30 protein-coding genes are annotated in these 25,995 nt (G+C 63.5%); 20 read left to right on the forward strand and 10 right to left on the reverse strand.

Going from position 1 to position 25,995, the window contains the following annotated elements; all coding sequences use genetic code 11:
* Nucleotides 1-17: 17 nt before the first annotated feature.
* A complete protein-coding gene (locus AC2FLM_RS13735) occupies nt 18-665 on the forward strand; it encodes a GntR family transcriptional regulator (protein ID WP_496858628.1) in 648 nt (215 codons plus the stop codon).
* Nucleotides 666-675: 10 nt separating this feature from the next.
* Here the strand turns inward: AC2FLM_RS13735 and AC2FLM_RS13740 are convergent, their stop codons facing one another.
* Nucleotides 676-1,479 (reverse strand): methyltransferase domain-containing protein, encoded by an 804-nt coding sequence (locus tag AC2FLM_RS13740; RefSeq protein ID WP_496858630.1) that lies wholly within the window; start codon nt 1,477-1,479, stop codon nt 676-678.
* Between the two features lie 164 nt (nt 1,480-1,643).
* Between AC2FLM_RS13740 and AC2FLM_RS13745 the strand changes: the two genes are divergently transcribed.
* From AC2FLM_RS13745 to AC2FLM_RS13760, 4 genes are read left to right on the forward strand one after another with little or no spacing between them, the layout of a single operon-like run.
* On the forward strand, nt 1,644-2,657 hold the full coding sequence (locus AC2FLM_RS13745) for an ABC transporter substrate-binding protein (RefSeq protein WP_496858632.1): 1,014 nt from the start codon (nt 1,644-1,646) through the stop codon (nt 2,655-2,657).
* A gap of 6 nt (nt 2,658-2,663) precedes the next feature.
* Nucleotides 2,664-3,431, forward strand: coding sequence for an ABC transporter ATP-binding protein (locus AC2FLM_RS13750; RefSeq protein ID WP_496858634.1), 768 nt, complete (start codon nt 2,664-2,666; stop codon nt 3,429-3,431).
* Entirely contained in the window at nt 3,424-4,212 is a 789-nt protein-coding gene (locus tag AC2FLM_RS13755) for an ABC transporter permease (RefSeq protein ID WP_496858636.1), read from the forward strand. Before AC2FLM_RS13750 ends, AC2FLM_RS13755 begins: the two co-directional genes overlap by 8 nt.
* A gap of 40 nt (nt 4,213-4,252) precedes the next feature.
* Nucleotides 4,253-5,392 carry a lytic murein transglycosylase gene (locus tag AC2FLM_RS13760; RefSeq protein WP_496858638.1) on the forward strand — a complete coding sequence of 380 codons (1,140 nt, stop codon included), beginning with the start codon at nt 4,253-4,255 and terminating at the stop codon, nt 5,390-5,392.
* A gap of 92 nt (nt 5,393-5,484) precedes the next feature.
* Here the strand turns inward: AC2FLM_RS13760 and AC2FLM_RS13765 are convergent, their stop codons facing one another.
* Nucleotides 5,485-6,447 (reverse strand): acetyl-CoA carboxylase carboxyltransferase subunit alpha, encoded by a 963-nt coding sequence (locus tag AC2FLM_RS13765; protein ID WP_496858640.1) that lies wholly within the window; start codon nt 6,445-6,447, stop codon nt 5,485-5,487.
* A gap of 122 nt (nt 6,448-6,569) precedes the next feature.
* Between AC2FLM_RS13765 and AC2FLM_RS13770 the strand changes: the two genes are divergently transcribed.
* Entirely contained in the window at nt 6,570-7,400 is an 831-nt protein-coding gene (locus AC2FLM_RS13770; protein ID WP_496858642.1) for an AraC family transcriptional regulator, read from the forward strand.
* Nucleotides 7,401-7,410: 10 nt separating this feature from the next.
* On the forward strand, nt 7,411-7,890 hold the full coding sequence (locus AC2FLM_RS13775) for an AraC family transcriptional regulator (protein WP_496858644.1): 480 nt from the start codon (nt 7,411-7,413) through the stop codon (nt 7,888-7,890).
* Here the strand turns inward: AC2FLM_RS13775 and AC2FLM_RS13780 are convergent.
* Entirely contained in the window at nt 7,887-8,483 is a 597-nt protein-coding gene (locus AC2FLM_RS13780; RefSeq protein ID WP_234144556.1) for a LysE family translocator, read from the reverse strand. The two genes, AC2FLM_RS13775 and AC2FLM_RS13780, sit on opposite strands and share 4 nt — an antisense overlap.
* A gap of 72 nt (nt 8,484-8,555) precedes the next feature.
* Here AC2FLM_RS13780 and AC2FLM_RS13785 point away from each other — a divergent pair, with 72 nt between their 5' ends.
* Together AC2FLM_RS13785 and AC2FLM_RS13790 are read left to right on the forward strand one after the other, a co-directional pair.
* A complete protein-coding gene (locus tag AC2FLM_RS13785) occupies nt 8,556-9,008 on the forward strand; it encodes an Lrp/AsnC family transcriptional regulator (RefSeq protein ID WP_496858646.1) in 453 nt (150 codons plus the stop codon).
* A 128-nt stretch (nt 9,009-9,136) separates the two neighbouring features.
* Nucleotides 9,137-9,718 carry a PA14 domain-containing protein gene (locus AC2FLM_RS13790; protein WP_234138747.1) on the forward strand — a complete coding sequence of 194 codons (582 nt, stop codon included), beginning with the start codon at nt 9,137-9,139 and terminating at the stop codon, nt 9,716-9,718.
* Nucleotides 9,719-9,766: 48 nt separating this feature from the next.
* Here AC2FLM_RS13790 and AC2FLM_RS13795 read toward each other — a convergent pair whose 3' ends face one another.
* Together AC2FLM_RS13795 and AC2FLM_RS13800 are read right to left on the reverse strand one after the other, a co-directional pair.
* Nucleotides 9,767-10,387 carry a hypothetical protein gene (locus tag AC2FLM_RS13795; protein ID WP_496858648.1) on the reverse strand — a complete coding sequence of 207 codons (621 nt, stop codon included), beginning with the start codon at nt 10,385-10,387 and terminating at the stop codon, nt 9,767-9,769.
* A 64-nt stretch (nt 10,388-10,451) separates the two neighbouring features.
* A complete protein-coding gene (locus tag AC2FLM_RS13800; RefSeq protein WP_496858650.1) occupies nt 10,452-11,414 on the reverse strand; it encodes an L-malyl-CoA/beta-methylmalyl-CoA lyase in 963 nt (320 codons plus the stop codon).
* 297 nt (nt 11,415-11,711) lie between these two features.
* On the opposite strand from AC2FLM_RS13800, the gene dgcN reads away from it, so the two are divergent.
* From dgcN to AC2FLM_RS13825, 5 genes are all read left to right on the forward strand, one after another.
* Entirely contained in the window at nt 11,712-12,713 is a 1,002-nt protein-coding gene (gene dgcN / locus AC2FLM_RS13805) for an N-acetyltransferase DgcN (protein ID WP_496858652.1), read from the forward strand.
* A gap of 92 nt (nt 12,714-12,805) precedes the next feature.
* Nucleotides 12,806-13,771: an N-acetyl-D-Glu racemase DgcA gene (gene dgcA, locus AC2FLM_RS13810; protein ID WP_496858654.1), complete on the forward strand. Its 966-nt coding sequence runs from the start codon at nt 12,806-12,808 to the stop codon at nt 13,769-13,771.
* A gap of 19 nt (nt 13,772-13,790) precedes the next feature.
* Nucleotides 13,791-14,636, forward strand: coding sequence for a DUF6544 family protein (locus tag AC2FLM_RS13815; protein ID WP_496858656.1), 846 nt, complete (start codon nt 13,791-13,793; stop codon nt 14,634-14,636).
* 50 nt (nt 14,637-14,686) lie between these two features.
* Nucleotides 14,687-15,547, forward strand: a complete 861-nt coding sequence (locus AC2FLM_RS13820) for a D-amino-acid transaminase (RefSeq protein WP_496858658.1) — start codon at nt 14,687-14,689, stop codon at nt 15,545-15,547.
* Nucleotides 15,548-15,717: 170 nt separating this feature from the next.
* The gene (locus AC2FLM_RS13825; RefSeq protein ID WP_496858660.1) at nt 15,718-16,173 is read left to right on the forward strand and encodes a PaaI family thioesterase; all 456 of its coding nucleotides are present in this window, start codon (nt 15,718-15,720) and stop codon (nt 16,171-16,173) included.
* Between the two features lie 10 nt (nt 16,174-16,183).
* Here AC2FLM_RS13825 and AC2FLM_RS13830 read toward each other — a convergent pair whose 3' ends face one another.
* Together AC2FLM_RS13830 and AC2FLM_RS13835 are read right to left on the reverse strand one after the other, a co-directional pair.
* Nucleotides 16,184-16,498, reverse strand: a complete 315-nt coding sequence (locus tag AC2FLM_RS13830; RefSeq protein ID WP_496858662.1) for a DUF1244 domain-containing protein — start codon at nt 16,496-16,498, stop codon at nt 16,184-16,186.
* 126 nt (nt 16,499-16,624) lie between these two features.
* The gene (locus AC2FLM_RS13835; RefSeq protein ID WP_496858663.1) at nt 16,625-17,362 is read right to left on the reverse strand and encodes an N-formylglutamate amidohydrolase; all 738 of its coding nucleotides are present in this window, start codon (nt 17,360-17,362) and stop codon (nt 16,625-16,627) included.
* A gap of 117 nt (nt 17,363-17,479) precedes the next feature.
* On the opposite strand from AC2FLM_RS13835, the gene pyk reads away from it, so the two are divergent.
* The 4 genes from pyk to rplT all read left to right on the forward strand — a co-directional run bounded on the left by pyk (nt 17,480) and on the right by rplT (nt 19,880).
* A complete protein-coding gene (pyk, locus tag AC2FLM_RS13840; protein ID WP_496858665.1) occupies nt 17,480-18,925 on the forward strand; it encodes a pyruvate kinase in 1,446 nt (481 codons plus the stop codon).
* Between the two features lie 28 nt (nt 18,926-18,953).
* Nucleotides 18,954-19,178 carry a hypothetical protein gene (locus AC2FLM_RS13845; protein WP_234170744.1) on the forward strand — a complete coding sequence of 75 codons (225 nt, stop codon included), beginning with the start codon at nt 18,954-18,956 and terminating at the stop codon, nt 19,176-19,178.
* A 120-nt stretch (nt 19,179-19,298) separates the two neighbouring features.
* The gene (gene rpmI, locus AC2FLM_RS13850; RefSeq protein ID WP_234138760.1) at nt 19,299-19,499 is read left to right on the forward strand and encodes a 50S ribosomal protein L35; all 201 of its coding nucleotides are present in this window, start codon (nt 19,299-19,301) and stop codon (nt 19,497-19,499) included.
* Nucleotides 19,500-19,514: 15 nt separating this feature from the next.
* Nucleotides 19,515-19,880 (forward strand): 50S ribosomal protein L20, encoded by a 366-nt coding sequence (gene rplT / locus AC2FLM_RS13855; protein WP_093034506.1) that lies wholly within the window; start codon nt 19,515-19,517, stop codon nt 19,878-19,880.
* Nucleotides 19,881-20,037: 157 nt separating this feature from the next.
* On the opposite strand, the gene AC2FLM_RS13860 is transcribed toward rplT, so the two are convergent.
* Together AC2FLM_RS13860 and AC2FLM_RS13865 are read right to left on the reverse strand one after the other, a co-directional pair.
* Nucleotides 20,038-21,387, reverse strand: coding sequence for a flavin monoamine oxidase family protein (locus AC2FLM_RS13860; RefSeq protein WP_496858667.1), 1,350 nt, complete (start codon nt 21,385-21,387; stop codon nt 20,038-20,040).
* 118 nt (nt 21,388-21,505) lie between these two features.
* The gene (locus tag AC2FLM_RS13865) at nt 21,506-22,108 is read right to left on the reverse strand and encodes a pyridoxamine 5'-phosphate oxidase family protein (RefSeq protein ID WP_496858669.1); all 603 of its coding nucleotides are present in this window, start codon (nt 22,106-22,108) and stop codon (nt 21,506-21,508) included.
* 71 nt (nt 22,109-22,179) lie between these two features.
* Here AC2FLM_RS13865 and AC2FLM_RS13870 point away from each other — a divergent pair, with 71 nt between their 5' ends.
* Together AC2FLM_RS13870 and pheS are read left to right on the forward strand one after the other, a co-directional pair.
* Entirely contained in the window at nt 22,180-22,947 is a 768-nt protein-coding gene (locus AC2FLM_RS13870; protein ID WP_496858671.1) for an AraC family transcriptional regulator, read from the forward strand.
* Between the two features lie 105 nt (nt 22,948-23,052).
* Complete coding sequence (gene pheS / locus AC2FLM_RS13875) at nt 23,053-24,126, forward strand: phenylalanine--tRNA ligase subunit alpha (protein ID WP_496858673.1); 1,074 nt, start codon at nt 23,053-23,055, stop codon at nt 24,124-24,126.
* A gap of 185 nt (nt 24,127-24,311) precedes the next feature.
* Here the strand turns inward: pheS and AC2FLM_RS13880 are convergent, their stop codons facing one another.
* Complete coding sequence (locus tag AC2FLM_RS13880; protein ID WP_496858859.1) at nt 24,312-25,952, reverse strand: sulfatase-like hydrolase/transferase; 1,641 nt, start codon at nt 25,950-25,952, stop codon at nt 24,312-24,314.
* Between the last annotated feature and the right edge of the window lie 43 nt (nt 25,953-25,995).

Consider the following 25,995-nt stretch of genomic DNA (forward strand, 5'->3'; position numbering starts at 1 on the left):
TGTGATCACATGGAAGCATGCAGAACCCGCGCCCGACCGACCAGACAGCTGCCGCCCATGACCGGGTTTATCGCACCCTGCGCACCCGCATCATGCATGGCGAAATGTCACCGGGTCAGGCACTGACCTTGCGCGGCATTGGCAAGGAATTCGCCGTTTCGATGACCCCCGCGCGCGAGGCGATCCGTCGCCTTGTGGCCGAGGGGGCGTTGTTCCTGTCCAGTTCGGGCCGCGTGTCGACCCCCGAGTTGAGCAGCGACCGGATCGAGGAATTGGCCGCCCTGCGTGCGCTTCTCGAGGTGGAGCTGGCCAGCCGCGCCCTGCCGCGTGCCCATATGGCTCTGATCGACCGGTTGCAGACGATCAACGGCACGGTGGCCGAGATGGTGTCGAAACGCGATGCGGTGGGGTATATCCGCACCAATCTGGAATTTCACCGCACCCTTTACCTTCGGGCGCAGGCGCCGGCGATGCTGGCCATGGCGGAAACCGTCTGGCTGCAGTTGGGGCCGACGATGCGCGCGCTCTATGGCCGACTACGCCGCACCGATCCGCCGCAATATCACAAGCTGATCATCGCCGCACTCAAGGCAGGCGATGAACCCGGATTGCGGCTGGCGGTGCGTTCCGACGTGACCCAGGGCCTGCGGCTGTTGGTGACGTGAGCAATAGCCCTCAGGGCTTTGTCGCGATCTGGCTCACATAGGACATGAATCCAAAGAACTTTTGGGCCTCCAGACGCTGGCGTGCCTCGGATTTCAGGGCCGCCGCCGTTTCGGTGAACAACACCCCATTCTCCACCATCTTGTCCGCACCGCGGTCGATAACAGTCAGAAAATACCCGGCCTCGCCCTCGGCCACGTATCCATGCCCCCGTCGAGCACCCAATTCGAACCCGGCGTCAGTCAATAGATCGCCAACCTGCCGCATGATCCACAAGTTGGTGACATTCTGATTGATCATGAACCGCACAACCTGCTCCAGCGGATCGAAATCCCCGATCTGGGTCGTGGCGGTGCTGTAATCCCCGTCACATATCGCCAGAACCCCACCCGGCCTGAGGATGCGGAACGCCTCGGCAATCGCATCCCTGGGGCTGGGAACATGGCAAAGCAGCGTATGCATCAAGACCATGTCCACGGATGCATCCTGCAACCCCGTATCCCTGGCGTCACCGGTTTCGAAGCGCAAATTCGGCTCGGTGGCAAACTGCGCGCGGGCGCGTTCGACCATGACGGGTGATGGCTCAATCCCCAGCGCGTTGGAGGCGCCTGCAAGTTTGATCAGGTCCAGTGTGACATGGCCGGTGCCAGAACCGAGCTCAACGGCGAGAGCGCCCGGCGGCAACTCTAACCCGCACAGATATGCTTCGCGGATTGCGACTTGTGACGGGTCAAGGCAACGCAGTTCCATAGCATCCGCGATTGCGGTTTGAATGGCACGGTCCTGTGCTGCAAGGTTCGAATATGGATCTGACATTTCGGCCCCCTGAACTCGCAAGTTATCCGGTCAGCGTCCCATGAAACGGCCTAAGAACCAAATCGACGCCACCGAAACCCATGATGGCCCGACGCTTGGCCAACAGGGCTTGGATGATTTTCAGAACTGCGACATTATCCAGTGAACAACAGGGGAGAGAAACCATGACATATTTCACCCGTCGCGGTGCGCTGGGGCTGATCGGTGGCGCGGCCACCTTGCCGATGCTGGGAACACCGGCCCTGGCAAATCCCAAGATGACGGTCGGCGCGTTGCGCTTCACCAGCCATGCAGCGTCCTTTGTCGCCTTCGAGCGCGGCTATTTCACTGACGAGGGACTGGACGTCGAATTCAAGTTCTTCGAGGCGGCCCAACCGATGGCGGTGGCAATCGCCAGCGGTGACGCCGATTATGCCGTCACCGCAATCACCGGCGGCCTGATCAGCCTGGCCGAAAAAGGCGCAGCCAAGGTGATCGGCGGCGCGCTGAGCGAGGAAAAGGGCATTGACGGCCAAATGATCCTGGCCTCGAACGCGGCTTATGACGCGGGGCTGACCAGCGCCGCGGCGCTGGACGGGCGCAGCTTTGCGGTGACGCAGCCGGGCTCGTCCTTCCACTATATGGGCGCCAAGATCGCGGCGGCCGAGGGCGCCTCGGTCAAGTTCACGCCGCTGCAAAAGGTGGGCGCGATCATCGGCGCGATGAAATCGGGACAGGTCGACGCCTGGACCATCGTGCCCCATATAGGCAAGGCGCTCTCGGGCGGTGGTGCGGTCAAGCACATCGGCATGGTTGCGGATTATCTGCCCGACTATCAGGTCACCACCGTGTTTACCTCGGCCAGCAATGCATCCGGCGAACGGGCGCAGACCGAAGCGTTCCTGCGCGCCTTCTCGCGCGGGGCGGCGGATTTCAACGCGGCCCTGGTGGACAAGACCGCCGGGGACGAGGCCGGGGTCGAAATGGTCAAGCTGGTGCACAAATATGTCTATGCAGACCAACCCTTCGAGAAGGCCGAGAAATCCATCCGCAACGGCGCGATGCGCCTGAACAAGGATGCGGGACTGAACATGGGTTCGGTCGAGGATCAGCTGGGCTGGTTCAAGTCCGAAGGTCTGGTCAAGGACAGCATCACCACCGAGGTGCTGGTCGACGGATCTTATGCACCGATGATCTGACGGCACATGGAGCTCGCGGTTCGCGGTCTGACCCATCGCTATGGCGACATGGTGGTGCTGGACGATGTCTCGCTGCATATCCCGGCGGGCGAGATCCTGTGCGTGGTCGGTCCGTCGGGCTGCGGCAAGTCCACGCTGCTCAGGATGCTGGGCGGGCTGGAACAACCCGATTGGGGCGAGGTGCTGCAAGGCGGCACCCCGCCCGAGGGCTGTCTGAACCCGCTGACCTATGTGTTTCAGGATTTCGCCCTGCTGCCCTGGCGCAGCGTGGCGGGCAATATCTCGTTGGTGCTCGAAGATCACCGTCTGCCGGGCGACCGGGTGCGCGCGATCATCGAGGATGTGCTGGCCCGCACCCGGCTGTCGGATTTCCACGATGCCCTGCCCCGACAACTGTCGGGGGGCATGAAACAGCGGGTCGCCATTGCCAGGGCGCTGGCGGTGAACCCGGCGGTGATGCTGCTGGACGAGCCGCTCTCGGCGCTGGACGCGCAGACGCGCGAGCTGTTGATGGAGGATCTGGTGGCCCTGTGGGAGCGGCAGCCCTTTACCGGCGTCTATGTCACCCACAACCTGGCCGAGGCGGTGCGCCTGGGTCACCGCATCGCGGTGCTGTCGCGTCGCCCTGGCCGCGTGCGCGAGGTGATCGAGGTGCCGGGGACGCTGTCGGAACGGCATGCAGGGGACGCGGGGCTGGAGGCGATCCAGGCCCATCTCTGGGCACTGATGCGGGACGAGGCGATGGCCGCCGATCTGGAGTTGCTGGATGCCTGAGATCAGGGTTCCCTTTCGTGGCGGCGGTTTCCGTCCCGAGGCGCGGCGCGGCACTGGCATCGCGGTGTTCGTGCTGCTGCTGTTCCTGATCGAATGGGGCACGCGGACGGGCTGGATTTCCAACCTGACCCTGCCGCGCCCTTCGGACGTGGCCGCGACGCTGGGTGATCTGGCCCGGTCCGGCGCGCTATGGACGCATCTGCTCCCGTCGCTCAGCCGGTTGGCGGTGGGCTCGATTCTGGGAATCAGCGCGGGTGTTGGTGTGGGCGTGCTGATCGGGCTCTTCTCTTACATCCGGGCCGGGCTGGTGCCGCTGGTGGCGGCGATCTTTCCGATCCCGAAGATTGCCTTGCTGCCGCTGTTCGTGATCTGGTTCGGCATCGACGAAGGGTCGAAATACGCGCTCATCGCACTGGGCACCTTCACGCCCACGGTGGTGGCCACCTATGGCGCGGTCGACAATGTCGACCGGGGGCTCATTCGCATGGGTCAGAGCTTTGGCCTGGGCTGGTGGTCTATCGTGCGCAAGATCGTGCTGCCCGGCGCGCTACCCGGCATCCTGTCGGGGCTGCGGGTGTCGCTGGCCATCGGCATCATCCTGCTGGTCGCGGCCGAGATGCTGGGCGCCGAACACGGGATCGGCGCGTATATCCTGCAAGCGGGCGCGCTCTATGATCTTGAGCGGCTTTTTGCCGGTGTGGTCATTCTGTCCTGCCTCGGCGTGCTGACCAGCTGGGCCATCGGCAAAATCGAGAAACGCTTGCTGGTCTGGCGCGGCTGATCGCGGTATCTTGCGGCAAAACAAACGAGCAGGATTCACCATGATTGATCGTCGCCTTTTTACTTTCGGCTTGGGAGCGCTGACGCTTTCGGCCTGTGGCGGGGCTACGACCGCGCCCACCGCCGCGCCGGCAGAAGCCTGGCCCACCGTTCCCAACGCGGGCTGGACCGCCTGGGTCGCCTCTTTCAAGGGGCGGGCTTCGGCGCAGGGCATTTCCGCCTCAACCCTCGACAGCGCGTTTCGCGGGGCGGGCTACATCCCAAAGGTGATCGAGCGGGACCGCAACCAGACCGAGTTCAAACGCTCGCTGGAGGATTACCTGGCCATCGCGGCCTCGGACGAGCGGATCGCGACCGGCAAGCAGATGCTGGCCCGGCACGGCGCGCTCTTGGACCGGATCGAGCAACGTTATGGGGTCGACAAGGCGGTGGTGACCGCAATCTGGGGGCTGGAAAGCCGCTATGGAACCCGGCGCGGCGATGTGCCGATCGTCTCGGCCCTGTCGACGCTGGCCTATGACGGTCGGCGCGGCGCGTTCTTCGAAAAACAGCTGATCGCAGCGATGAAGATCCTGCAAAACGGCGATACGTCACCCCGAAACATGACCGGAAGCTGGGCGGGTGCGATGGGCCATACCCAATTCATCCCGACCTCGTACCTGGCCTATGCGGTGGATTTCACCGGCGACGGGCGGCGCGATATCTGGTCCGAGGATCCGACCGATGCGCTGGCCTCGACCGCCGCCTATCTGGCCAATGCGGGCTGGGTGCGGGGCCAGCCCTGGGGGGGCGAAGTGGGATCCGCCGCTGCCAATTCGGGCACGCCGCTGGCCGTGCTGCAACCGCAGGTGCCGGGACCCAAGATCGCGGTGTTCAAGAATTTCAACGTGATCAAGCGCTACAATAACTCCGACAGCTACGCCATCGGCGTCGGCCACCTGTCGGACCGCCTCAAGGGCGGCGGGCCGTTCAAGGCATCGTTCGGGCCGGACGAGACCGGTTTGACGCTGGAAGAGCGCAAGGAGTTGCAGACCCGCCTGACGGCGGCTGGATATGATACCGGCGGTGCAGACGGGGTGATCGGTTCGAAAAGCACCGCAGCGATCAGCGACTATCAGCGCGCGCGTGGGCTGGCAGTGACCGGCACGCCCTCGGTCGAGCTGTTGCGGATGCTGCGCTGAGCTGAGCGGGGCGGGGGCGCTGCCCCCGTCGCCCGATGGGCGACTCCCCCGGAGTATTTCAGGCGAAATGAAGAGGCACGCGGCGCCCTTTCCTATGCGGCCAGCCCTTTGGATCCGATATCGAGGAATTTCTTGCGACGATCCTTGATCAGCGCCTCGGCGGATTTGCCCTCAAGCTCCTTGAGCATGGCGGCGATGGAGGTGCGTACCGCCTCCATCGCGGCAGCCTTGTCGCGATGGGCACCACCGCGCGGCTCGGGGATCACGCGGTCGACCACGCCCAGTTTCAGCAGGTCCTGCGCGGTCAGACGCAGCGCTTCCGCGGCCTCGCGCATCTTTTCGGCATTCTTCCACAGGATCGAGGCGCAGCCCTCGGGCGAGATCACCGAATAGATCGAATGTTCCAGCATCGCCACCCGGTTGGCGGTGGCAAAGGCGACGGCGCCGCCCGAGCCACCTTCGCCGATGATGACCGAGACCAGCGGCACACCAGCGCGCAAGCACATCTCGGTCGAACGGGCGATGGCCTCGGACTGGCCGCGCTCTTCGGCGCCCTTGCCAGGATAGGCGCCCGCGGTATCGACCAGGGTCACCACCGGCAGACCGAACCGGCCGGCCATCTCGATCAGGCGCACCGCCTTGCGATATCCTTCGGGCCGGGCCATGCCGAAATTGTGGGCGATGCGGGACTTGGTGTCGGACCCCTTTTCGTGGCCGATCACCATGACCGGGCGGTCATTGAACCGTGCCAGCCCGCCCATTACCGCCAGATCATCGGCAAAGTTCCGGTCGCCGGCCAGCGGCGTGTATTCGGTGAACAGCGCATCGACATAGTCGCGGCAATGCGGGCGTTCGGGGTGCCGGGCCACCTGGCATTTCCGCCAGGGGGTCAGATCGCGATAAAGCTCGTCCAGAAGCTTGGCCGCCTTGGCATCGAGCGCCGCGGCCTCTTCTGCCACGTCCATCTCTTCGTTGGCGCGGGCCAGAGCGCGCAGTTCCTCGGCCTTGCCTTCGATTTCGGCCAGCGGTTTCTCGAAATCCAGATACTGGGTCATGGTGCCCTCACGTCGCGGAGTTTCACGCTATATGACCTCAGGTCGCGCAGGATGCAACTCGGCAAGATTTGTGGGACGCTTCGATGGCAGTCTGCCGGGGCAGAGGAAACAGGCATCAGGCAATGACAGATTACGAAGGGCGCATCCTGCGGGTGCTGAACTACATCCACGACAATCCGGGCGGCGACCTGTCGCTGGACCAGTTGGCGGATGTGGCGGCGATGTCGCGGTTTCACTGGCACCGGGTGTTCCGGGCGCTGACGGGCGAGACCTGTGCCCAGACGGTGCGGCGGATGCGGTTGCACCGCGCCGCCACCGCACTGGTACAGACCCGGTCGCGTGTGGACGAGATCGCCGCCTCGGTCGGTTATCCCAACCCGGTCTCCTTCGCGCGCGCCTTTGCCGAGGCCTATGGGCAAAGCCCGTCGGCCTTTCGCCGGGCCAATCGGCTGTTGCCGCCTCTGCCCCCCTTCAAGACAAGAGACTATCCGATGCTTCCCGTGGAAATCCGCGATGAACCTGCCCGGCGTCTGGCTGGGATCGCCCACAAAGGGGCCTATGCCACCATTGGCCGCAGCTTCGAGAGTTTTTCGGCCCTGTGCCAGTCCCGCAACCTGTGGCGGCAGATCGCGGACTCGGTTGCGGTCTATCTCGACAGCCCCGACTGCGTGCCCGAGGCGGAACTGCGGTCCTTTGCAGGCGGAACATGGCGCGGCGAGGATATCCCGCAAGGGATGGAAGAACACCACCTCCCCGGCGGCAGGACGGCGGTCATGACCTACAAGGGTCCCTATTCCGGGCTTGCCGCCGCCTATCATTCTCTGTTCGGCACATGGTTGCCCGGTTCGGGCGAGGAGCCGGCGGACAGCCCTTGTTTCGAGATTTACCTCAACGATCCGCGCGCGGTTCAACCCGAAGAACTGCTGACCGAAATCTGCCTGCCCCTGAAGTGAGGCCTTGGTCGTGACCAATGAAAACCTGGATGTCTCACTCGACCATCTCGCGGGCTTCGATCTGCGCGCCTTTCGCCATATCGGACCCTATGCGCAGAAGGCCGCGGGATTTGCGCAACTCCTCTCCTGCCTGCCGCCCGATTGGCGGACACGCGGCTGGGGGCCGGTGGCCGGGCTCTACCTGTCCGACCCGGCCCGAACCCCGCCATCGCAACAGATCTATCTTGCCGGATGCGCGGTACCGCGGGACACAGGCGAGCTTGCGGGTCTGGAACCGTGGCGCCAGAGGCCCTGTCATTGTGCCATACATCGCCATGTGGGACCCTATGACCAGATACCAGACAAGTTCCGCAGCCTCTACGAGCGCGAGTTGCGGCGCCTGCGGGTCTGGCCCGATCTTGCGCCGCCTTTCGAGATCTATCACGACGATCCTGAACACACGGCGCCCGAGGCGCTGCGCACCGATCTGTGCATTCCCCTGCGACCCTAGCCGGGCCAGAGCACCGGGTAGAGCGACAAAACAAGCAACCCGGCCATGGTCCAGTTGAATACCGTCAGGCGGCGTGGATTGGTCAGCAACCGCGCCATCTGCTGACCCAGCACGGTCCAGGTACTGACCGAAGGCAGGTTGACCGCCCCGAAAATCGCGGCAACCACCAGCACCGCCATCAGCGTCTGTCCCGGCGCATAGGCCGAGATCGCGGTCAGCGCCATCGCCCAGGCCTTGGGGTTGACCCATTGAAAGGCCGCAGCCTGAAGAAAGGTCATCGGGCGCCCAGCCTCGGCCCCCCGCTTGGCCGGGGCGGCATTGGCGATCTTCCAGGCAAGATAGAGCAGATAGACGACCGAAGCGTATTTCAGCAGCGTATAGCTGGGCGGCCAGGCGTCAAAGACCTGCACCAGCCCGACGCCAACCATCACCACCATGAAGGTAAAGCCCAGCCCGATCCCCAGCATATGCGGGACCGAGCGGCGAAAACCGAAATTGGCGCCCGAAGCCATCAGCATCAGGTTGTTCGGCCCCGGCGTGATCGACGAGACAAAGGCAAAGAGCAAAAGGGCGATGAGCAGATCGTATGTCATGCGCAAACTCTTGCGCGGCTCAGGGCAAATGAAATTGCGTTCTTGCGACCGTTCGCTGCAAATTCGCAATCAATGACGAAGATCGACGAAATCAACCGCAAGATATTGCAGGAATTATCCCGCGACGGTCGGATCAGCAATCTCGACCTTGCGGCGAGAGTGGGGTTGTCGCCCTCGGCCTGCTTGCGTCGGGTGCAAGAGCTGGAACGGGCGGGCGTCATCAGCGGCTACCGCGCGGTATTGAACCCGGCGGCGCTGGGCATCGGATTTGTCGCCTATATGGGTGTCGGCCTCGGTGAGCATACCAAGGCAGCGCAAGAGCGGTTCGAGCGCGCCGTCGCCCGCGCACCCGAAGTTGTGGAATGCCATAACATCACCGGCACCATCGAATACCTGCTGCGGGTCGAATGCGCCGATCTGCCCAGCTACAAGACCTTTCACACCGATGTTCTGGGCACCCTGCCGCATGTGAATTCGATCACGACCTATGTCGTCATGGGTTCTCCCAAGGACCTGCGCGCCTGAGGTGCGGGGAAAAAGTGATCGTATCGGCCCTTGCCGCACGAAAATTTGATGCCTAGGCTGATCACGAATGCGTTGCCCAACTCCGGCGCCAAGACCGGTCGCGGCGCAGAAAACCGGGAGTGTAACATATGAAAGCGATCTGGATCGGCGCGCTTGCAGGGCTTGCCATGATCTGTGCAGGAGCGTTGTCGGCAGGACCGGCCAAACTGCAACCGGCCAATCCGCAGCCCGGCGGGCTGAAGCGTGGCCTGTCTGTCAGCTATGGATATGCCAGGGAGGGCGAGCACATCCGTCAACTGGCCGAGGCGCGCAGCGTGCTCAAGGCGGGCGCGCAGCGCGGCAAGGCACTGCGCGGGCTAGATTATCGTGACACCGCCAAGGGCGAGAACACGTTGACCTCGAAGCGGGCGGAAAACGTGGCCGCCGCGATACGGGGTTATATTCGTTTCGATTCTCCGGGTGTTTACGAGATCGACTTCTTCACCAATGACGGGATCGACGCACGTATCGGCGGCCAGAGGGTTGGCCATTTCGACGGACGCCAGACATGCGACAGCACCATCGTCTCCGAAGTCGAGGTGCCGCAGGCCGGCTGGTACAAGGTCGATATCACTTATTTCAACCGCCTCAATACCTCGTGCCTGATGATGCGCTGGGGGCAAAAGGGCAAAGGCATGAAATGGGTCCCGAACGACGTGTTCGGGTATTGAGCCTGTTCTTCAGAACGATCTGAACAACGGGGCCGAGCGGCCCCGTTTTCATGTTCCGGCCCGCTTGAGCGCGGCGCGCAGCGCCAGTTCCGGCGAGGCCAGCACCCGCACATCCGCCCGCACCCGCGCCTGTGCCCCGGCCATCGAGGCCTGGGCCAGCACCACGGCGCTCAGGTCCGTATGAGAAGCCACTGCATGTTCCACGCGCCGCGCGATTGCGTCAGCAAAGGTGTCGCCGTGACCTTCGTTGAACAAAGGCCAGAGGTCGGACAGATCCAGATGAGCGATCCGCGCCGGAGTGCCTTCGGCGGCAAAGGCCGCCTCCAGCAGCGCGATCGAAGGCGCCCTGGTACTCTCAAGGCAGCAGACCAGCAGGACCGGCCCACCGCTTTGTGCGGCCACCTGCATCATCGGCGCGTCGATGCGCAGGGCCCCAGCTCGCTCTGCCACACTGCCGATGGTTGTACAGGTGCAGAGCGCCACCGGCGCCTCGGCCAGAGCGGCGGTGATCTCGGCCGCAAGATCGGCGTCGATCCCGTTTTGCGCGCGCGCCAGCCAGTCGGGGCGCACCACATGGGTCAGTCGCACCCCCGGCGCGATCCGCGCGGCCAGCGCATCGAAGGTGGCGCGATGCACCTCGGCGGTATGAAACAGGGTCAGGTCAGCCATATGGTCCTCTCCGAATGACAAAGGGCGCCAGATGGACGCCCTTTGCAACATGTATCGTCGAGCGTCAGCCGTTTGCGGCGATCAGTTCCGCCTGGGCCACGATGACCTCGGCCTGCTTGATCGAGGCAATATCGACCAGACGGCCCTTGTAGACGGTGGCACCTTCGCCCTTGGCCTTGGCCTGCTCCATCGCGGCAAGGATTTCACGCGCCTCGGTCACTGCCTCGTCCGAAGGGGTAAAGACCTGGTTGGCCAGCGCGATCTGCTTGGGATGGATGGCCCATTTGCCGACCATGCCCAGCGTCGCCGACCGCTTGGCCTGCGCGATATAGCCCTCGTCATCGCTGAAGTCGCCGAACGGCCCGTCCACCGGCAGTACGCCATGGGTACGGCAGGCGGCGACAATGGCGGCCTGGGCCCAGTGCCAGGGGTCGGACCAATGCTTGGTCCCTTCGCGCAGCATGTAATAGTTCTCTTGGGTGCCGCCGATACCGGTGGTCTGCATGCCCATCGAGGCAGCGAAATCCGCCGCACCCAGGCTCATCGCCTGCAAGCGGGGGCTGCTGGACGCGATCTCTTCGACATGGGCGATGCCGGCGGCGGATTCGATGATCACCTCGAAGCTGATCGGCTTGGTCCGGCCCTTGGCACGTTCGATGGCGGTCACGAGCGCATCGACAGCGTAGACATCCGCCGCACAGCCGACCTTGGGGATCATGATCTGGTCGAGCCGGTCACCGGCCTGCTCCAGCACATCCACCACGTCGCGATACCAATAGGGCGTGTCCAGACCGTTGATCCGCACGGACATATACTTGTTGCCCCAGTCGATCGTGTTCAGCGCCTCGATCACATTGGCCCGCGCGCTGTCCTTGTCGCTGGGCGCCACCGAATCCTCGAGGTCGAGGTTGATGACATCCGCTGCCGAGGCCGCCATTTTCACAAACAGCTTGGTGTTCGACCCGGGCCCGAACAGTTGGCAACGATTGGGGCGCGCAGGCGCGGCGGGCTGAATGCGGAAACTCATGGGCAGACCTTTCGCCAGGTAAGGAAATTGCGATTTTTCTTCGCACCGAGGTATTAAATTGCGCGTCCCTACGCAAGCATCTTTATGCAGACGCAGCATCTCGTCGCGACGACCTTCGCGCTCGCAGCAAAGAAAGGTGATTAAAGAGTAATCGTTTTGAAAACTTCGAAGATTTTTGCGCCAGAGTCCAAATTCATGCAAAATTTGCCCAGCCTGAGGATTCAACGGTAAACACAACGCGAAACGCTCGTTTTTCAAGACCTTTAGTCTTGACCGGAATCAAAGGAGTGCACCGGGATGATCGAGACACCGTATCTGCTGTTTTTGGGCGATGCCCCCGACCAACTCGCGGCCAAGGTCGCCGTGGGCATCAAGGACTGGCGCCCGGAGAACGCCGTGGGCCAGTATCGGATGGAAGGGTGCAAGGCCGATCTGGGGCTGACCGACATGGATCTGGCCCAGGCCCGCGAGGCCGGCGCCAAGACGCTGGTGATTGGTGTCGCCAACCGCGGCGGCGTGATCAGCCAGGACTGGAAGAAGGTTCTGGTGATGGCACTGGAAGAGGGGTTCGATCTGGCTTCGGGCCTGCACAACCTGCTGCGCGACGAACCCGACCTGGTCGCGGTGGCCGAAGCTTGCGGGCGCAAGCTGCATGATGTGCGTATCCCCTCGGTGAAATACCCGATCGCCAATGGCGTCAAGCGCAAGGGCAAGCGTTGTCTGGCCGTGGGCACCGACTGTTCGGTGGGTAAGATGTACACCGCGCTGGCCATGGATGCCGAGATGCGCGAGCGGGGCATGAAGTCGACCTTCCGCGCCACCGGCCAGACAGGCATCCTGATCACCGGCGACGGTGTGCCGCTGGACGCGGTGATCGCCGATTTCATGGCCGGCTCGGTGGAGTGGCTGACACCTGACAATGACGAGGACCACTGGGACCTGATCGAGGGTCAAGGCAGCCTGTTCCATGTCTCCTATTCCGGGGTGACGATGGCGCTGATCCATGGCGGCCAGCCCGATGCGCTGATCCTGTGTCACGAACCGACCCGCGAGCATATGCGCGGACTGCCGGGGTACCAGTTGCCGACGCTGGAGGCGGTGCGCGATATGGCGCTGTCGCTGGCCAAGGTCGCCAATCCCGCATGCCAGGTGCTCGGCGTTTCGATCAACACCCAGCACATGAGCGAAGAGGACGCCCGCGCCTATCTGGCCAGCGTCGAGGCCGAGATGGGCCTGCCCGCCACCGATCCGTTCCGCTTTGGCCCGGGTAAACTTGTGGATGCCCTGGCTGCGATGTGATCTAACGCCCCGGCGGAGGCACGAGAGATTTTTCGACGAAAAATCTCGCCTCCGGCGGGAGTATTTGAGGCAAAGTGAAAGGAACGGGCAGCATGAAGATCGAGGTAACGCGCGACGTTTTCCGTTTGGCGCAGGTGTTCACGATCTCACGCGGCTCGCGGACGGAAGCCAAGGTTCTTACGGTGCGAGTGTCCGACGGTGTGCATCAGGGCTGGGGCGAATGCGTTCCCTATGCCCGTTACGATGAAACGCTCGAGTCGGTCGAAGCGCAGATCGCCGGCTTGCCGGGCGAGATCACCCGCACTGCCCTGATGGACCTGCTGCCCGCGGGAGCCGCGCGCAACGCGGTCGATTGCGCCCTCTGGGATCTCGAGGCCAAGCGCGCCGGCAAGCGGGTGTGGGAACTGGCTGGGCTGCCCGAACCAAGGCCCGAGATCACGGCCTATACCCTGTCGCTCGACACTCCCGAGGCGATGCAGGCGCAGGCCGCGAAGAACGCGCATCGCCCCTTGCTAAAGATAAAGCTGGGCACCCCCGATGACATGCAGCGCCTCGAGGCGGTGCGAGCGGGTGCGCCGGGTGCCAAGATTATCATCGACGCAAACGAGGGTTGGTCTGCTGAGGTCTATGCCGACCTGGCACCGCACCTGGTGCGTCTGGGGGTGGCATTGGTCGAGCAGCCCCTGCCCGCAGGTCAGGACGACGCCCTGATCGGCATGGAGCGCCCAGTACCTGTCTGTGCCGACGAAAGCTGTCATGACCGGAGCAGCCTTCCCAAGCTGAAGGGCAAGTATGACGTGGTCAACATCAAGCTCGACAAGTCCGGCGGGCTGACCGAGGCGCTGGAGCTGCGCCGTGCAGCCCTCGCCGAAGGCTATGACATCATGGTGGGCTGCATGGTTGGCTCGTCGCTGGCAATGGCGCCGGCGACGCTGGTGGCGCAGGGCGCGCTGGTCACTGACCTCGACGGTCCCCTTCTGCTGGCCGAGGATCGCGAGACACCCCTCGTGTTCGATGCCGCCGGCGTACATTCACCCAGCGCCTCCCTCTGGGGCTGAGCGTCGGAGGCCGCGGGCGATGACTGCGTGGGTCTTCTTGACGGGCGCGTGCCTTGTCTGTCTGGCTGCCCTGATGCTCTGGCGCTGGCGCGACCTGCGCGCCGACCTGACAGAGGCACGGCGCCTTGCCAGATTTCAGCCTGTCGAACCGGATCGTTTCGACCCTCGGATGGTGGCTGATCTTCCCGACCCTGCACGCCGATTTTTCCTCTGGGCCATCACGCCGGGCACCAAGCTGTTCACTGTCGCCGCATTGGAGATGCAGGGCAAGTTCGGTATGGGCGACAAGGAACACCCGGGCTACATGCCGATGAGGGCCCGGCAGACCCTTGCCAGCCCCCATGGCTTTGTCTGGTCAATGCGGGCCGGGCGGGGACTGCGTAAGCTGTCAGGGTCGGATTCCGGCAGTTGGACCCGGTTCTGGCTGTCCGGGCTGGTGCCGGTCGCCCGCTATGGGGGAACATCCGATCATCGCCGCTCGGCCTATGGCCGCTACGTCGCCGAGGCGGTTATGTGGACTCCGGCGGCGGTCCTGCCGCGTCCAGGCGTTACCTGGGACTCTGTCGACGCGCAGACAGCGCGGGTGACAATCGCGCGGGACGGCCTGGAACAGGCGGTCGAATTGACGGTGGATCATTCGGGCGCGCCGGTCCAGATCGCCTTTTCCCGCTGGAGTAATGCCAACCCCGAAAAGGCATGGCGGTTGCAGCCGTTCGGCGCCGTGTTATCCGATGGCCGTGTGTTCTCTGGGTTCCGCGTGCCGACCCATGTTGAGGCGGGCAACCATTTCGGAACCGAATCCTATTTTCCGTTTTTCGTCGCCGATGTCACCGACCTGCGCTTTCCGCAGTTGGACCAGGCTTGACGCAGACCCCTAATCGCCGCAAGACGCGGCATGAGCCAGAGGAGCACCCCATGACCCGTACCGTTTACGTTAATGGCGAATATCTACCCGAGACCGAGGCCAAGGTTTCCATCTTCGACCGCGGCTTTCTGATGGCGGATGCGGTTTACGAGGTGACGAGCGTTCTGAATGGCAAGCTGATCGATTTCGAGGGCCACTCCGTGCGCCTCAAGCGGTCGCTGGACGAGCTGGACATGGCCGAACCCTGCTCCATCGATGACTTGCTGGAAATCCACCGCAAGCTGATCGAGATGAACGGGATCGAAGAGGGGCTGGTCTATCTGCAGGTCACACGCGGATCGGACGGTGACCGCGATTTCATCTTCCCCTCGCCTGACACGCCGCCCTCGCTGGTTCTGTTTACCCAGTCCAAGCCCGGTCTGGCTGACAGCCCCGAATCGAAACGCGGCGCCAAGATCATCTCGATCGAGGATATCCGCTGGGGCCGCCGCGATATCAAGACGGTGCAACTGCTCTATCCCTCGATGGGGAAGATGATGGCCAAGAAGGCCGGCTGCGACGATGCCTGGATGGTCGAGGACGGGTATGTGACCGAGGGTACTTCGAACAATGCCTACTTCATCAAGAACGGCAAGATCGTGACCCGGCCTCTGTCCAACGACATTCTACACGGCATCACCCGCAAGGCGGTGCTGCGACTGGCGCAAGAGGCGCAGATGGAGATTGAGGAACGGCTTTTTACCATCGACGAAGCAAAGACCGCGGACGAAGCCTTTACCACCTCGGCCAGCGCCTTTGTGATGCCGGTGGTCGAGATTGACGGCGCCACATTGGGGGACGGAACGCCCGGACCGATCGCCCGCCGCCTGCGCGAGATCTACATTGATGAAGCACGAAAGACCGCGATCTGAAAGGGTTCCGGCCTGAAACCTGCCAAAGCCACCCTGCCGGGTGGCTTTTTCGTGTTCAGTGGTGACCCAGCCGGAACACCGCGTCACGACTTGCGGACCTGCGAACGCTGGGCAAGGCTGATCGGACAGCCATCCGTCGCGGAGACGGAGGCAATCGGGAAAGGGCCGAGATGAGCGAGTTCCAACCACGTTTTGGCGGATTTGAACAAAAGGTGCGCGACAGCTTTGCGCGTCAACCGGTGATGGCGACACTGGGCGCCCGCATCGACGCTCTGTCTGCGGGCCGGATCGAGTTGAGCATGCCCTATGATCCGGCTTTTGCCCAACAGCACGGATTTCTGCACGCGGGTATCGTGTCGACGGTGCTGGACAGCGCCTGCGGCTATGCGGCATTTTCCCTGATGGAGAAAGAAGCGGCCGTTCTGACGGTGGAGTTCAAGGCCAACTTTCTGAATCCGGCCCAAGGCCAAAGGTTTGCGTTCCGGGCCGAGGTGGTAAAACCCGGCCGCACTCTGACCGTGGCCACGGCCACTGCCTATGCGAAGCAGGATGGTCAGGAGCGGGCGATTGCCACCATGACCGCAACCCTGATGGCCATGGTCGGGCGAAGCGGCGTCGACGGATGACGCGCGGGGTTCAGTCCCGATCGGTCACGTTTTCCTTGAACGCCACCTCGAAAGCGGTCTGTTTCTCGGCGCTCGCCTCGGTCTGAAACTTGGCTTTCCATTCGGCCATCGTCATGCCGTAATAGATCTCGCGGGCCTCGTCCTTGCCGATCTCGATACCCTTTTCGTCGGCCGCCTCCTGGTACCAGCGCGCCAGACAGTTGCGGCAGAACCCGGCCATGTTCATCAGGTCGATATTCTGCACGTCGGTACGGTCCTGCATCAGGTGTTTTTGCAGACGGCGAAAGGCGGCAGCCTGGATTTCGATTTCGGTTTGCTTGTCCATGTCGTGGCTCCAGAGGTTGATGGCGACGGCGCGCGTTTCAATGTCTCGACAAATCTGAGGGTAGCGCCGTTTTCCGTCTCGGAAAACGGCCCGGAAAACGTATCGTTTTCCGGCCCCCGCACAAGATCAGAGACCACTATCGATAAGCGCGCCCTGCAAGATCGGCACCAGTCGTTCGGCCCAGGCATGTTGCCCGGCATGATCCCCGATCAGGTCGTTACGCAATTCGATCAGTGCGTTGGGTCGATCAAAAGCGGTACAGTGGGTGTCGATGGCATCACCCGGCAGCACACCTGTATAGGGCTGGTTCACACCGATGCAGAGGTCCCGTTCCGCTTGCAGGCGCGCAATCAGGGGATCGGAGAAACGCCGATCCGCTGTATGCAGCACGCCAACATGCCAGGGCCGCGGCTCCCGGCCGCGCAGTTGACGGGTAAACGAATGCATCGACACCAGCACCATACCGGGCCGTGATGCCAACTGTGCCAGCGCGTTGTGATAGGGCCGATAGCACATGTTCAGCCGGCGTTCGCGCTCGGCGGCATCCGCGTGACGGTTGCCCGGAATGATCGAGCCGTCATAGAGCTTCATAAGCAGCGTCGGATCGTCCTCGCCCCGGTTCGGGTCGATCACCAGCCGCGAGAAATTCGCGGCGATCACAGGTGCCTCGAGCATCTCGCCCAGCAGGCGCGACACTTCGTAGGCACCCACGTCATAGGCGATATGGCGCTCCATGTCCTCGCGCGCCAAACCCAGGTCGCCGCCGCAGATATCAGGCGGTACCGTGTTGGTCGCATGGTCGCAGGTGATGAGCCAGCGTGAACGCCGATCCTCGCCGTGGATAAAAAACGGGGTGTATGTCATGGGCCTGTCATCTAGTTTGCCGCAGGTGTAGGACAGTTGCCGACAAAAGGGAATTGCGCCATAACGAGCGCGATGGATGTTTGCGGTAACAATGCTTGAACAAGGGAGCGGTCGGTCATGCGTCGCCTGAGAAAAGTGAAAATCGTGGCAACGCTGGGACCGGCGTCGGAAACCTATGAGACGATCCGTGCGCTACACGAAGCCGGGGCCGACGTGTTCCGCCTGAACATGAGCCACGGCACCCATGACGAGATCCGCGCCAAGCACCAGATCATCCGGCAGGTGGAGAAGGATCTGGACAGTCCAATCGCCATTCTTGCCGATCTTCAGGGCCCCAAGTTGCGGGTTGGCACCTTTGCCAACGACGCCGAGGACCTGCCTGAGGGCGCGGCGTTCCGACTTGATCTGGACCCGGCGCAGGGCGATGCCAAGCGTGTCTGCCTGCCGCATCCCGAGATTTTCCAGGCGCTGGAACCCGGCGCGCATCTGCTGGTCAACGATGGCAAGATCCGGCTGAAAGTGACCGATTGCGGCCCCGACTTCGCCGATTGCACCGTGATCACCGGCGGCACCATCTCGAACCGCAAGGGGGTCAACGTGCCCGACGTCGTGCTGCCCCTGGCGGCACTGTCGGAGAAGGATCGCGGCGACCTTGAATTTGCGTGCCAGCTGGGTGTTGACTGGCTGGCGCTCAGCTTTGTCCAACGCGCACGCGATGTGTTCGAGGCGCGCAGCCTGGCCGATGGACGCGCCGCGATCCTGTCGAAGATCGAAAAACCCGCCGCGGTCGAGGACTTCGATGCCATCCTGGATGCCTCGGACGGGATCATGGTCGCGCGCGGGGATCTGGGGGTGGAACTGCCGGTCGCGGCGGTGCCGCCCATCCAGAAACGGCTGGTGCGCCGCTGCCGCGCCGCCGCCAAGCCGGTGATCGTGGCCACCCAGATGCTGGAAAGCATGATCGAAAGCCCGATGCCCACCCGGGCCGAGGTCTCGGACGTGGCCACCGCCATTTACGAGGGCACCGACGCCATCATGCTCAGCGCCGAGTCCGCGGCCGGTCAGTATCCGATCGAGGCAGTGCGGACCATGGACAAGGTCGCCATCGAGGTCGAGGCAGACCCCACCTATAGCCAGATCATCGCCGCTTCACGCACAGCCAAGGGCAGCACAATCGCCGACGGGATCGTCGCCGCCGCCCGCGAGATCGCGGAGAAGACCGATATCAAGGCGATCTGCTGCTTTACCCAATCGGGCACCACCGCGCTGCTGACCGCGCGCGAACGCCCGGGAGTACCGATCATCGCCATGACTTCGCTGCTGGCAACCGCCCGGCGGCTTTGCCTCAGCTGGGGATGCCACTGCGTGATTACCCCGGAACTGGAGCGGTTCAAGGGCGCCGTGGTGAATGCCGCACGCGCCGCGCGCGCAGGTGGTTTCGCCATGGAGACCGATCAGATCGTGGTGACCGCCGGCGTGCCCTTCAACGTACCGGGTACCACCAACATCCTTCGGGTTGCCCCCTGTGACGAACGTTTGATCTATAACACCGACCCGGGCTAAGCTTGCACCGCAAGGAGGAGGGCCCGACATGGATGCCGATCTGATCCTGGTGATAAGCATGGTCGTTGCCGCATTGTCGATTCCGGCCATGGTTTCGGCCTATAGCGAGGCCCGCCGCCCGATCGCCGCCTTTGTCACCCTGATCATTGCCGGGGGCATGGCGGTCCATGCCGTTCGGACCAAACCGGGCGGCTATTCCCTGGCCGAGATCCCAGAGGTGTTCTTTTCGGTTCTGGCCCGTTTCATCTCCTGAAACCCGGGAAAAACCGCTTGCCTCGGGCGCGCTTTCTGCGTAAACGGCGCCTCTATTCGCGCGACCGGCCGGTGTGGCATGCCGAGTCGCGCGCAAACCGAACCCAAAAAGGAGACGGAAATGCCCAAGATGAAGACCAAATCGAGCGCCAAGAAGCGCTTCAAGGTGACCGCAACGGGTAAGGTCAAGGCAGGTCAGGCCGGCAAACGCCACGGCATGATCAAGCGCACGACCAAGTTCATCCGCGACGCCCGTGGCACCACCACCCTGTCCGCCCCCGACGCCAAGATCGTCAAGGGCTACATGCCCTACGACCGCTAAGAGGAGATTTGAGAGATGTCCCGCGTTAAAGGTGGAACCGTAACCCACGCCCGTCACAAGAAAGTCCTCAAGGCCGCCAAAGGGTACTATGGCCGCCGCAAGAGCTCGTTCAAGGTGGCAACCCAGGCCGTCGACAAGGCCAACCAGTATGCAACCCGTGACCGCAAGGCCCGCAAGCGGAACTTCCGCGCGCTGTGGATCCAGCGGATCAACGCCGCCGTGCGCAGCCACGACGAGGCGCTGACCTATTCGCGCTTCATCAACGGCCTGAACCTGGCCGGCATCGAAGTCGACCGCAAGGTCCTGGCCGACCTGGCCGTGCACGAGCCCGAAGCCTTTGGCGCCATCGTCGCCAAGGCCCAGGCCGCGCTGGCCGCCTGATACCTCGCATCAGACGAGAGACAGTGAAGGAAAGACCGCCCCCCGGGGCGGTCTTTTCGTTCTACGGCAAAGACCAGCATAGGCCTTCGGCATCTTCCCCATTGGTCGGGCGCCCTGATTTGGACACTGGATCACAAGCCTCGTCGTTCCGACACAATCAATCTGTCGCCAGGATATCTCGGGCCACCGCCCTGCCTGACAAAACGGCGCCATGTGCCGTGCCGAAATAGCGGGCTGAAGTCGCCTCGCCCGCGAACCAGATTTTTCCGTCCCAATCCGGTCCCGCCAGTTCCGCGCGCGTGGAGGGGCGCGTACCTACGGCATTATAGCTGTAGCTGCCGAACGTGTGCCTGTCCTGCCCCCACCTTGTGGCCTGGGCCGCGCGCGGTGCTGGAAAACCCGACCCGAACATCGAGCGGAGCGCCTCCAGAGCGGCCGCGACGGTATCGCGGTCGCTCAGGCTTTCCACTTCGGCCGCCGCATCGGCAGCATTGAAACCCACCAGGACAGGTGCTCTTAGTGTCCGGGCAAGCGATACCCATTCGCCCCATAGGCCGGGCCTGGGGCCAAGCCAGCCGATCCAGTCGACATCGTCTGGCCAATGGATGCCATCGAAGCGCAGCCAGCATTTGTTCAAAAGACCCATCCGCAGGCTGCGGGACGCAGCAACGCGATCCTGCGCCAGTGGTTCGGCAAACCGGATGCGCCCGGATTGCAGCACGCCCAGCGGCAGCGTGCAAACGATCACATCGGCATCGATCCGGCCGCCATCCGCAAGGCGCACGTGTCCCGGAGCGATCCCGGTCACCTCGGCGGAAAGTCGAATATCGAGACCCCGCGCCAGATAAGCAGCGATCTGGTCGAACCCGCCCGGAAACAGCGCATCCTGTCCCCCGAATTCGGCATCCTCTTGGCCATACCAGGCTGAAAGCTGCCTGGCGGGGGCGCCATATTCCTGCTCAAGCGTGCTGTTGACGAGGTAGAGTACAAGCCTGCGCAACCCCGCATCCGCGCCTCGCCAGCCCGTGGAAGCCTCCAGCGCGTCCATGACAGACATGTCACGCGACTTCCGATCGGCCTCTGCCAGCGCCCCGCCCAGAATGCGTTCGGCACCACGCAAGTCCGGATCGATATCGCGCCCGCTTGCATCCTTCAGGATGGCGGCATCGTAGCGGGTGGCCACGACCCGTGCCCCCGCCTCGCGCGCCAGGGCGGTCAGAGGATTGCCGCGTTGGCCGTGAATCCAGCTTGCCCCAAGGTCCATCGGCAAATCCGGCCAGACGCGAGAGGTGTGAATGCGACCGCCGATGCGCGATCGCGCCTCGACAACAGTGACGTTCCGCCCGGCATCGCGCAGGACGCGGGCCGCCGACAAGCCCGCCAGCCCGGCGCCGACAACCAGAATGCGACCCTGCGGTTGACCAAGCACACCCCGTGCCCCAAGGCCGAGCGCCCCCAATCCTCCGATGGCTGCGAGAACCTGACGTCTGGTCGATGCGGTCGTCATGGAGAGGCTGCCTATTTGTCAAATTCACAGGCACGGGCAGATCCGGCCCTCGGTCGATGCTAGCATCATTTGGGACGCGTGTCTTTGCTCCCCTCCAACTCTTGGTCTGCGCAGTCGCTCACCACATCCGCGACTTGGCGTATTCGGCATAGCCCGCGTCATAGTCCTCGGCGGCGAACCCGGCGTCCTGTTCACGCAGGAACTGTCCCGCCGTGGGGACCAGCCCGCTTTCGTCGCCCCGCGTCCAGAGGCCCGAGCGCATCAGCGCCTTGGCGCATTGGAAATACATCTCGCCCACCTGGATCACGATGACCGTTGCGGGCTGGCGCCCCTTGCGCTCGAAACTGGCGCGGGCCTGAGCGTCAGGGGTCAGAAAGGCGGTGCCGTTCACCCGCACCACGTTCTGGCAGCCGGGCACCATGAACATCAGGCTCACCCGGTTGTCGCGCAGGATGTTGCGCAGGCTGTCGATCCGGTTGTTGCCGCGCCAGTCGGGCAACCAAAGGGTGCTGTCATCGACGATGCGTACCACCGGGCCGTCATCGCCGCGCGGGCTGGCATCGGTGCCCTCAGGCCCCACCGTCGACAGCACGCAGAACCGTGCTGTATCGATCCATTGACGGTAGAGCGGGCTCAGCCTTGTACGCACCTTGGTCAGCGAAGCGGGCACCGCCGCGTCGTAAAGGGTTTCAAGCTCGGTCATGTCGGTGATGGGGCGCATCGGCAGGTCCTTTCCAGATTACCCCTGTCCTAGCTTGTCCTTTTAGAGAAATGTGGCCAAAGATTTCTCAAATGGGCCAAATTGACGATCAGTTCCAATTGCCGCGCTCCTCGGCGGATCGTGTGCAGTCCCTGCCACATGATGTGGTCGGCTATGCGCGCGACTATCGCGACGGCTATGTCTCGGTCCGGCATCGGCATCCCCGGCATCAGCTGATCTATGCTGTCTCGGGCCTGATGATGGCCGAGACGGAGGCCATGTCCTATGCCATCCCGCCCGGATATGGGTTGATCGTCCCGGCAGAGCAGCCGCACGAGATCCGCATGATCGGCGCTGTGCGCCTGCAATCGCTCTATGTCCGCGCAGGCCTGCCCGGCGCGGATGCGCTGGCCCGATGCCGGTTGGTCACGGTGTCGCCGCTGATGGCGCAGCTGATCGCGGCACTCTGCGAGATGGACAATCCCTGGCCGATGCCGCCCCGCGCCCTGCATCTGAGCCAGCTTATCCTGATCGAACTGCTGGCCGCCCCGGTCTCGCCCCTGGCACTGCCATACCCCGTCGATCCGCGTTTGCGCCGGGTCTGCGACGCGCTGATCGCCACACCCGCCAGCCCGCGCGACCTGGACGGCTGGGCCGCCGAGGCGGGGATGAGCCGCCGCACCTTCAGCCGACATTTCCAGATGGAAACCGGCGTGAGTTTCGGCAAGTGGGCGCAACGGCTGCGCTGTCAGGCGGCGCTGCGAGGGCTGGCCCAGGGCAGGCCCGCCGCCCGGGTCGCCAGCGATCTGGGCTATGCCAATGCCTATACCATGGCGGCGATGATGCGGCGCATGACCTGAGACAGGCGCGGCATCCGGGAAACAGCCGGGTCAATCCACCCAGCCCGTCTTGCAATCGCGCCCATTGGCCGATAGCAGGTTCTGGACCAAATTCAGGGGACCGTCATGGACGATCTTAAAGCCAAGTATCTGGGCCAGATCGCAGAGGCCGCCGACGAGGCCGCGATCGAAGCAATCCGCCTTGCCGCCGTGGGCAAGAAGGGCGAGGTGGCGCTGAAAATGCGTGAACTGGGCAAGATGACGCCCGAGGAACGCCAGACCGCCGGCCCGGCACTGAACGCGCTGAAAGACGAGATCAACTCTGCGCTGGCAGCCAAGAAGGCGGCGCTTGCCGATGCCGCGCTTGACGAGCGTCTGCGCAGCGAATGGCTGGACGTGACCCTGCCCGCGCGCAACCGCCGCCAGGGCACGCTGCACCCGATCAGCCAGGCCCGCGACGAACTGACCGCGATCTTTGCCGAAATGGGCTTCTCTGTTGCCGAAGGGCCGCGCATCGACACCGACTGGTACAATTTCGACGCGCTCAACATCCCCGGCCACCACCCCGCACGGGCCGAGATGGACACGTTCTACATGCACCGCGCCGAGGGCGACAATCGCCCGCCGCATGTGCTGCGTACCCATACCTCGCCGGTGCAGATCCGCTCGATGGAGAAAATGGGCGCGCCCCTGCGCGTGATCTGTCCGGGCGGTGTCTATCGCGCCGATTATGACCAGACCCACACGCCGATGTTCCACCAGGTCGAAGGCCTGGCGCTGGACCGCGATATCTCGATGGCGAACCTGAAATGGACGCTCGAGGAATTCGTCAAGGCGTTCTTCGAGGTGGATGATGTCGAACTGCGGTTCCGCGCCTCGCATTTCCCCTTCACCGAACCCTCGGCCGAGGTCGATATCCGCTGTTCCTGGGAAGGCGGCCAGTTGAAGATCGGCGAAGGCGACGACTGGCTGGAGATCCTGGGGTCCGGCATGGTGCACCCCAAGGTGATCGCCGCCGGCGGCATCGACCCGGATGTGTACCAGGGCTTTGCCTTTGGCATCGGCATCGACCGCCTGGCGATGCTGAAATACGGCATCCCCGACCTGCGCGCCTTCTTCGATTCAGACCTGCGCTGGCTGCGCCACTACGGGTTTGCGGCGCTGGACATGCCGAACCTGCATGGGGGTTTGAGTAGGTAAAGGGGTCATCCTGCGCCAGCGCGGAATCAAGGCCTAAGGCCGCCGCGCAATCGCCAGACCGCCCGCACGGGCTGGCGATATTGGACCGCCAGCACGCCCTTCGACGGGTATACGGACTTGGCTGGCATTAACTGCCCCACACAACCCAAGGATCGCCATCCCGCGGTCTGGCGCTTGCGCCGCTCTCACCCCTTCAGATAGTCCTTGTACGGCCGCGCCTTGCGGCCGCGATATTTCACGGTCAGCTCCAGCGGCGTTTCGTTCTCGTCATAGATGCCCAACACGATCCCGCGTTTGCGGGATTTGGTGCGCATGGCGATCAGCTGTTCCTCGCTGCGGGTGGTGCGCTGCGACTGGCGGCGGGTCCAGCGGAACAGCTTGTCATACATCCCGGCAATCACATCGGCATGGGCCGGGTCGCCGCCCAGATCGACCAGTTCCTGCGGATCGTTCTTCAGGTCGAACAGCATCGGGCGCGGGTCGGCCTCGAAATGGATCAGTTTCCAGTCCTTGTCCGCCACCATGAACATCACTGCCTGCCGCACCGAGATGTCGTTCAGATGCGCAATCGGCGAGGCCGAGAAATCGTATTCGCAGATCACGTGATCGCGGAGCGTGTGGTCGCGCGCGCCGTGCAGGATCGGAATCAGGCTTTCCCCTTCGAGGATATGCATCGCCGGTTTGCCGCCCGCCGCCTCGACGAATGTCGGCGCCAGGTCGATGCTTTCGACCAATGCGTCACAGACGCTGCCCCGTGTCGCGTCGGCCTCGGGGCGCGGATCGTAGACGATCAGCGGAACCCGCGTCGCGGGATCGTGAAAGAAGGTCTTCTCTCCCATCCAGTGATCGCCCAGGAAATCGCCATGATCCGAGGTCAGGACAATCATCGTGTCCTGCATGCGCCCGGTCTCCTCGAGCCATGTGAAGAGCCGCCCCATCTGGTCGTCGGCCTGTTTGATCAGCCCCATATAGGCGGGGATCACCGCATCGCGCACCTCTTGCCGGGAAAACGCCTCACCCACCTTTGTCTCCATGAAGGCCTTGAACAGGGGATGGGCGTTTTGCCGTTCGCTGTCGCTGCGCACCACGTCCTGCACATGTTCGGGGCCAAACATGCTGGCATAGGGTTCGGGCACGATATAGGGCCAGTGCGGCTTGATATAGCTCAGGTGACAGCACCACGGACCGGTCTGCTGTTCGATGAACTCCATCGCGCGGGTGGTCAGATAGGGGGTCTCGCTGTCCTCTTCGGCGATATTGGCGGGGCGGGTCGCGTTCTTGAGGAACCAGCCCGATTGCACATTGCCGTCGGCATCCAGCCCGGAATTGGCAAAGTCGTGCCAGGGGTTGTCGCTCTCATAGCCCTTGGCGCGCAGATACTTGTTGTATTCCTTGGCGCCGTCGGGGTCGTAATAGCCATCCGGCCCCTCGGGCAGCATGCCATCGTCGCGCTCGAACACGTCGAACCCGCATTCCGCCACCCGCGCCCCGATCAGCGAATCCGGCTCAAGCCCCAGCCGTGCCATGCCTTCCTCGTCCGCGCGCATGTGAGTCTTGCCCACCAGCCAGCAACCCATCCCGGCGGCGCGCAGGTGGTCGCCCATGGTCATCTCGCCCACCTTGAGCGGTATGCCGTTCCAGCTGGCCCCGTGCGAATGCACATAGCGCCCGGTATAGGTGCTCATCCGGGACGAACCGCAAATCGGCGACTGGATATAGGCACGGTCGAAGCGCACCCCTTGTGTCGCCAGCCGGTCGATATGGGGTGTCTTCAGCGTCTTGTGTCCATAGCAGCTCAGGTAATCCCAGCGCAGCTGGTCGAACATGATAAACAGGATATTCACGGAGTGTCGCACCTCTGCCGACTAA

It is taken from the genome of Ruegeria sp. SAZD011 (assembly GCF_059612545.1).

Bases quoted from the DNA above. Each gene is read 5' to 3' on its own strand.
- AC2FLM_RS13735 (WP_496858628.1), top strand. From the start codon at position 18: ATGCAGAACCCGCGCCCGACCGACCAGACAGCTGCCGCCCATGACCGG.
- AC2FLM_RS13740 (WP_496858630.1), bottom strand. From the start codon at position 1,479: ATGTCAGATCCATATTCGAACCTTGCAGCACAGGACCGTGCCATTCAA.
- AC2FLM_RS13745 (WP_496858632.1), top strand. From the start codon at position 1,644: ATGACATATTTCACCCGTCGCGGTGCGCTGGGGCTGATCGGTGGCGCG.
- AC2FLM_RS13750 (WP_496858634.1), top strand. From the start codon at position 2,664: ATGGAGCTCGCGGTTCGCGGTCTGACCCATCGCTATGGCGACATGGTG.
- AC2FLM_RS13755 (WP_496858636.1), top strand. From the start codon at position 3,424: ATGCCTGAGATCAGGGTTCCCTTTCGTGGCGGCGGTTTCCGTCCCGAG.
- AC2FLM_RS13760 (WP_496858638.1), top strand. From the start codon at position 4,253: ATGATTGATCGTCGCCTTTTTACTTTCGGCTTGGGAGCGCTGACGCTT.
- AC2FLM_RS13765 (WP_496858640.1), bottom strand. From the start codon at position 6,447: ATGACCCAGTATCTGGATTTCGAGAAACCGCTGGCCGAAATCGAAGGC.
- AC2FLM_RS13770 (WP_496858642.1), top strand. From the start codon at position 6,570: ATGACAGATTACGAAGGGCGCATCCTGCGGGTGCTGAACTACATCCAC.
- AC2FLM_RS13780 (WP_234144556.1), bottom strand. From the start codon at position 8,483: ATGACATACGATCTGCTCATCGCCCTTTTGCTCTTTGCCTTTGTCTCG.
- AC2FLM_RS13785 (WP_496858646.1), top strand. From the start codon at position 8,556: ATGACGAAGATCGACGAAATCAACCGCAAGATATTGCAGGAATTATCC.
- AC2FLM_RS13790 (WP_234138747.1), top strand. From the start codon at position 9,137: ATGAAAGCGATCTGGATCGGCGCGCTTGCAGGGCTTGCCATGATCTGT.
- AC2FLM_RS13795 (WP_496858648.1), bottom strand. From the start codon at position 10,387: ATGGCTGACCTGACCCTGTTTCATACCGCCGAGGTGCATCGCGCCACC.
- AC2FLM_RS13800 (WP_496858650.1), bottom strand. From the start codon at position 11,414: ATGAGTTTCCGCATTCAGCCCGCCGCGCCTGCGCGCCCCAATCGTTGC.
- dgcN (WP_496858652.1), top strand. From the start codon at position 11,712: ATGATCGAGACACCGTATCTGCTGTTTTTGGGCGATGCCCCCGACCAA.
- dgcA (WP_496858654.1), top strand. From the start codon at position 12,806: ATGAAGATCGAGGTAACGCGCGACGTTTTCCGTTTGGCGCAGGTGTTC.
- AC2FLM_RS13815 (WP_496858656.1), top strand. From the start codon at position 13,791: ATGACTGCGTGGGTCTTCTTGACGGGCGCGTGCCTTGTCTGTCTGGCT.
- AC2FLM_RS13820 (WP_496858658.1), top strand. From the start codon at position 14,687: ATGACCCGTACCGTTTACGTTAATGGCGAATATCTACCCGAGACCGAG.
- AC2FLM_RS13825 (WP_496858660.1), top strand. From the start codon at position 15,718: ATGAGCGAGTTCCAACCACGTTTTGGCGGATTTGAACAAAAGGTGCGC.
- AC2FLM_RS13830 (WP_496858662.1), bottom strand. From the start codon at position 16,498: ATGGACAAGCAAACCGAAATCGAAATCCAGGCTGCCGCCTTTCGCCGT.
- AC2FLM_RS13835 (WP_496858663.1), bottom strand. From the start codon at position 17,362: ATGACATACACCCCGTTTTTTATCCACGGCGAGGATCGGCGTTCACGC.
- pyk (WP_496858665.1), top strand. From the start codon at position 17,480: ATGCGTCGCCTGAGAAAAGTGAAAATCGTGGCAACGCTGGGACCGGCG.
- AC2FLM_RS13845 (WP_234170744.1), top strand. From the start codon at position 18,954: ATGGATGCCGATCTGATCCTGGTGATAAGCATGGTCGTTGCCGCATTG.
- rpmI (WP_234138760.1), top strand. From the start codon at position 19,299: ATGCCCAAGATGAAGACCAAATCGAGCGCCAAGAAGCGCTTCAAGGTG.
- rplT (WP_093034506.1), top strand. From the start codon at position 19,515: ATGTCCCGCGTTAAAGGTGGAACCGTAACCCACGCCCGTCACAAGAAA.
- AC2FLM_RS13860 (WP_496858667.1), bottom strand. From the start codon at position 21,387: ATGACGACCGCATCGACCAGACGTCAGGTTCTCGCAGCCATCGGAGGA.
- AC2FLM_RS13865 (WP_496858669.1), bottom strand. From the start codon at position 22,108: ATGCGCCCCATCACCGACATGACCGAGCTTGAAACCCTTTACGACGCG.
- AC2FLM_RS13870 (WP_496858671.1), top strand. From the start codon at position 22,180: ATGGGCCAAATTGACGATCAGTTCCAATTGCCGCGCTCCTCGGCGGAT.
- pheS (WP_496858673.1), top strand. From the start codon at position 23,053: ATGGACGATCTTAAAGCCAAGTATCTGGGCCAGATCGCAGAGGCCGCC.
- AC2FLM_RS13880 (WP_496858859.1), bottom strand. From the start codon at position 25,952: ATGTTCGACCAGCTGCGCTGGGATTACCTGAGCTGCTATGGACACAAG.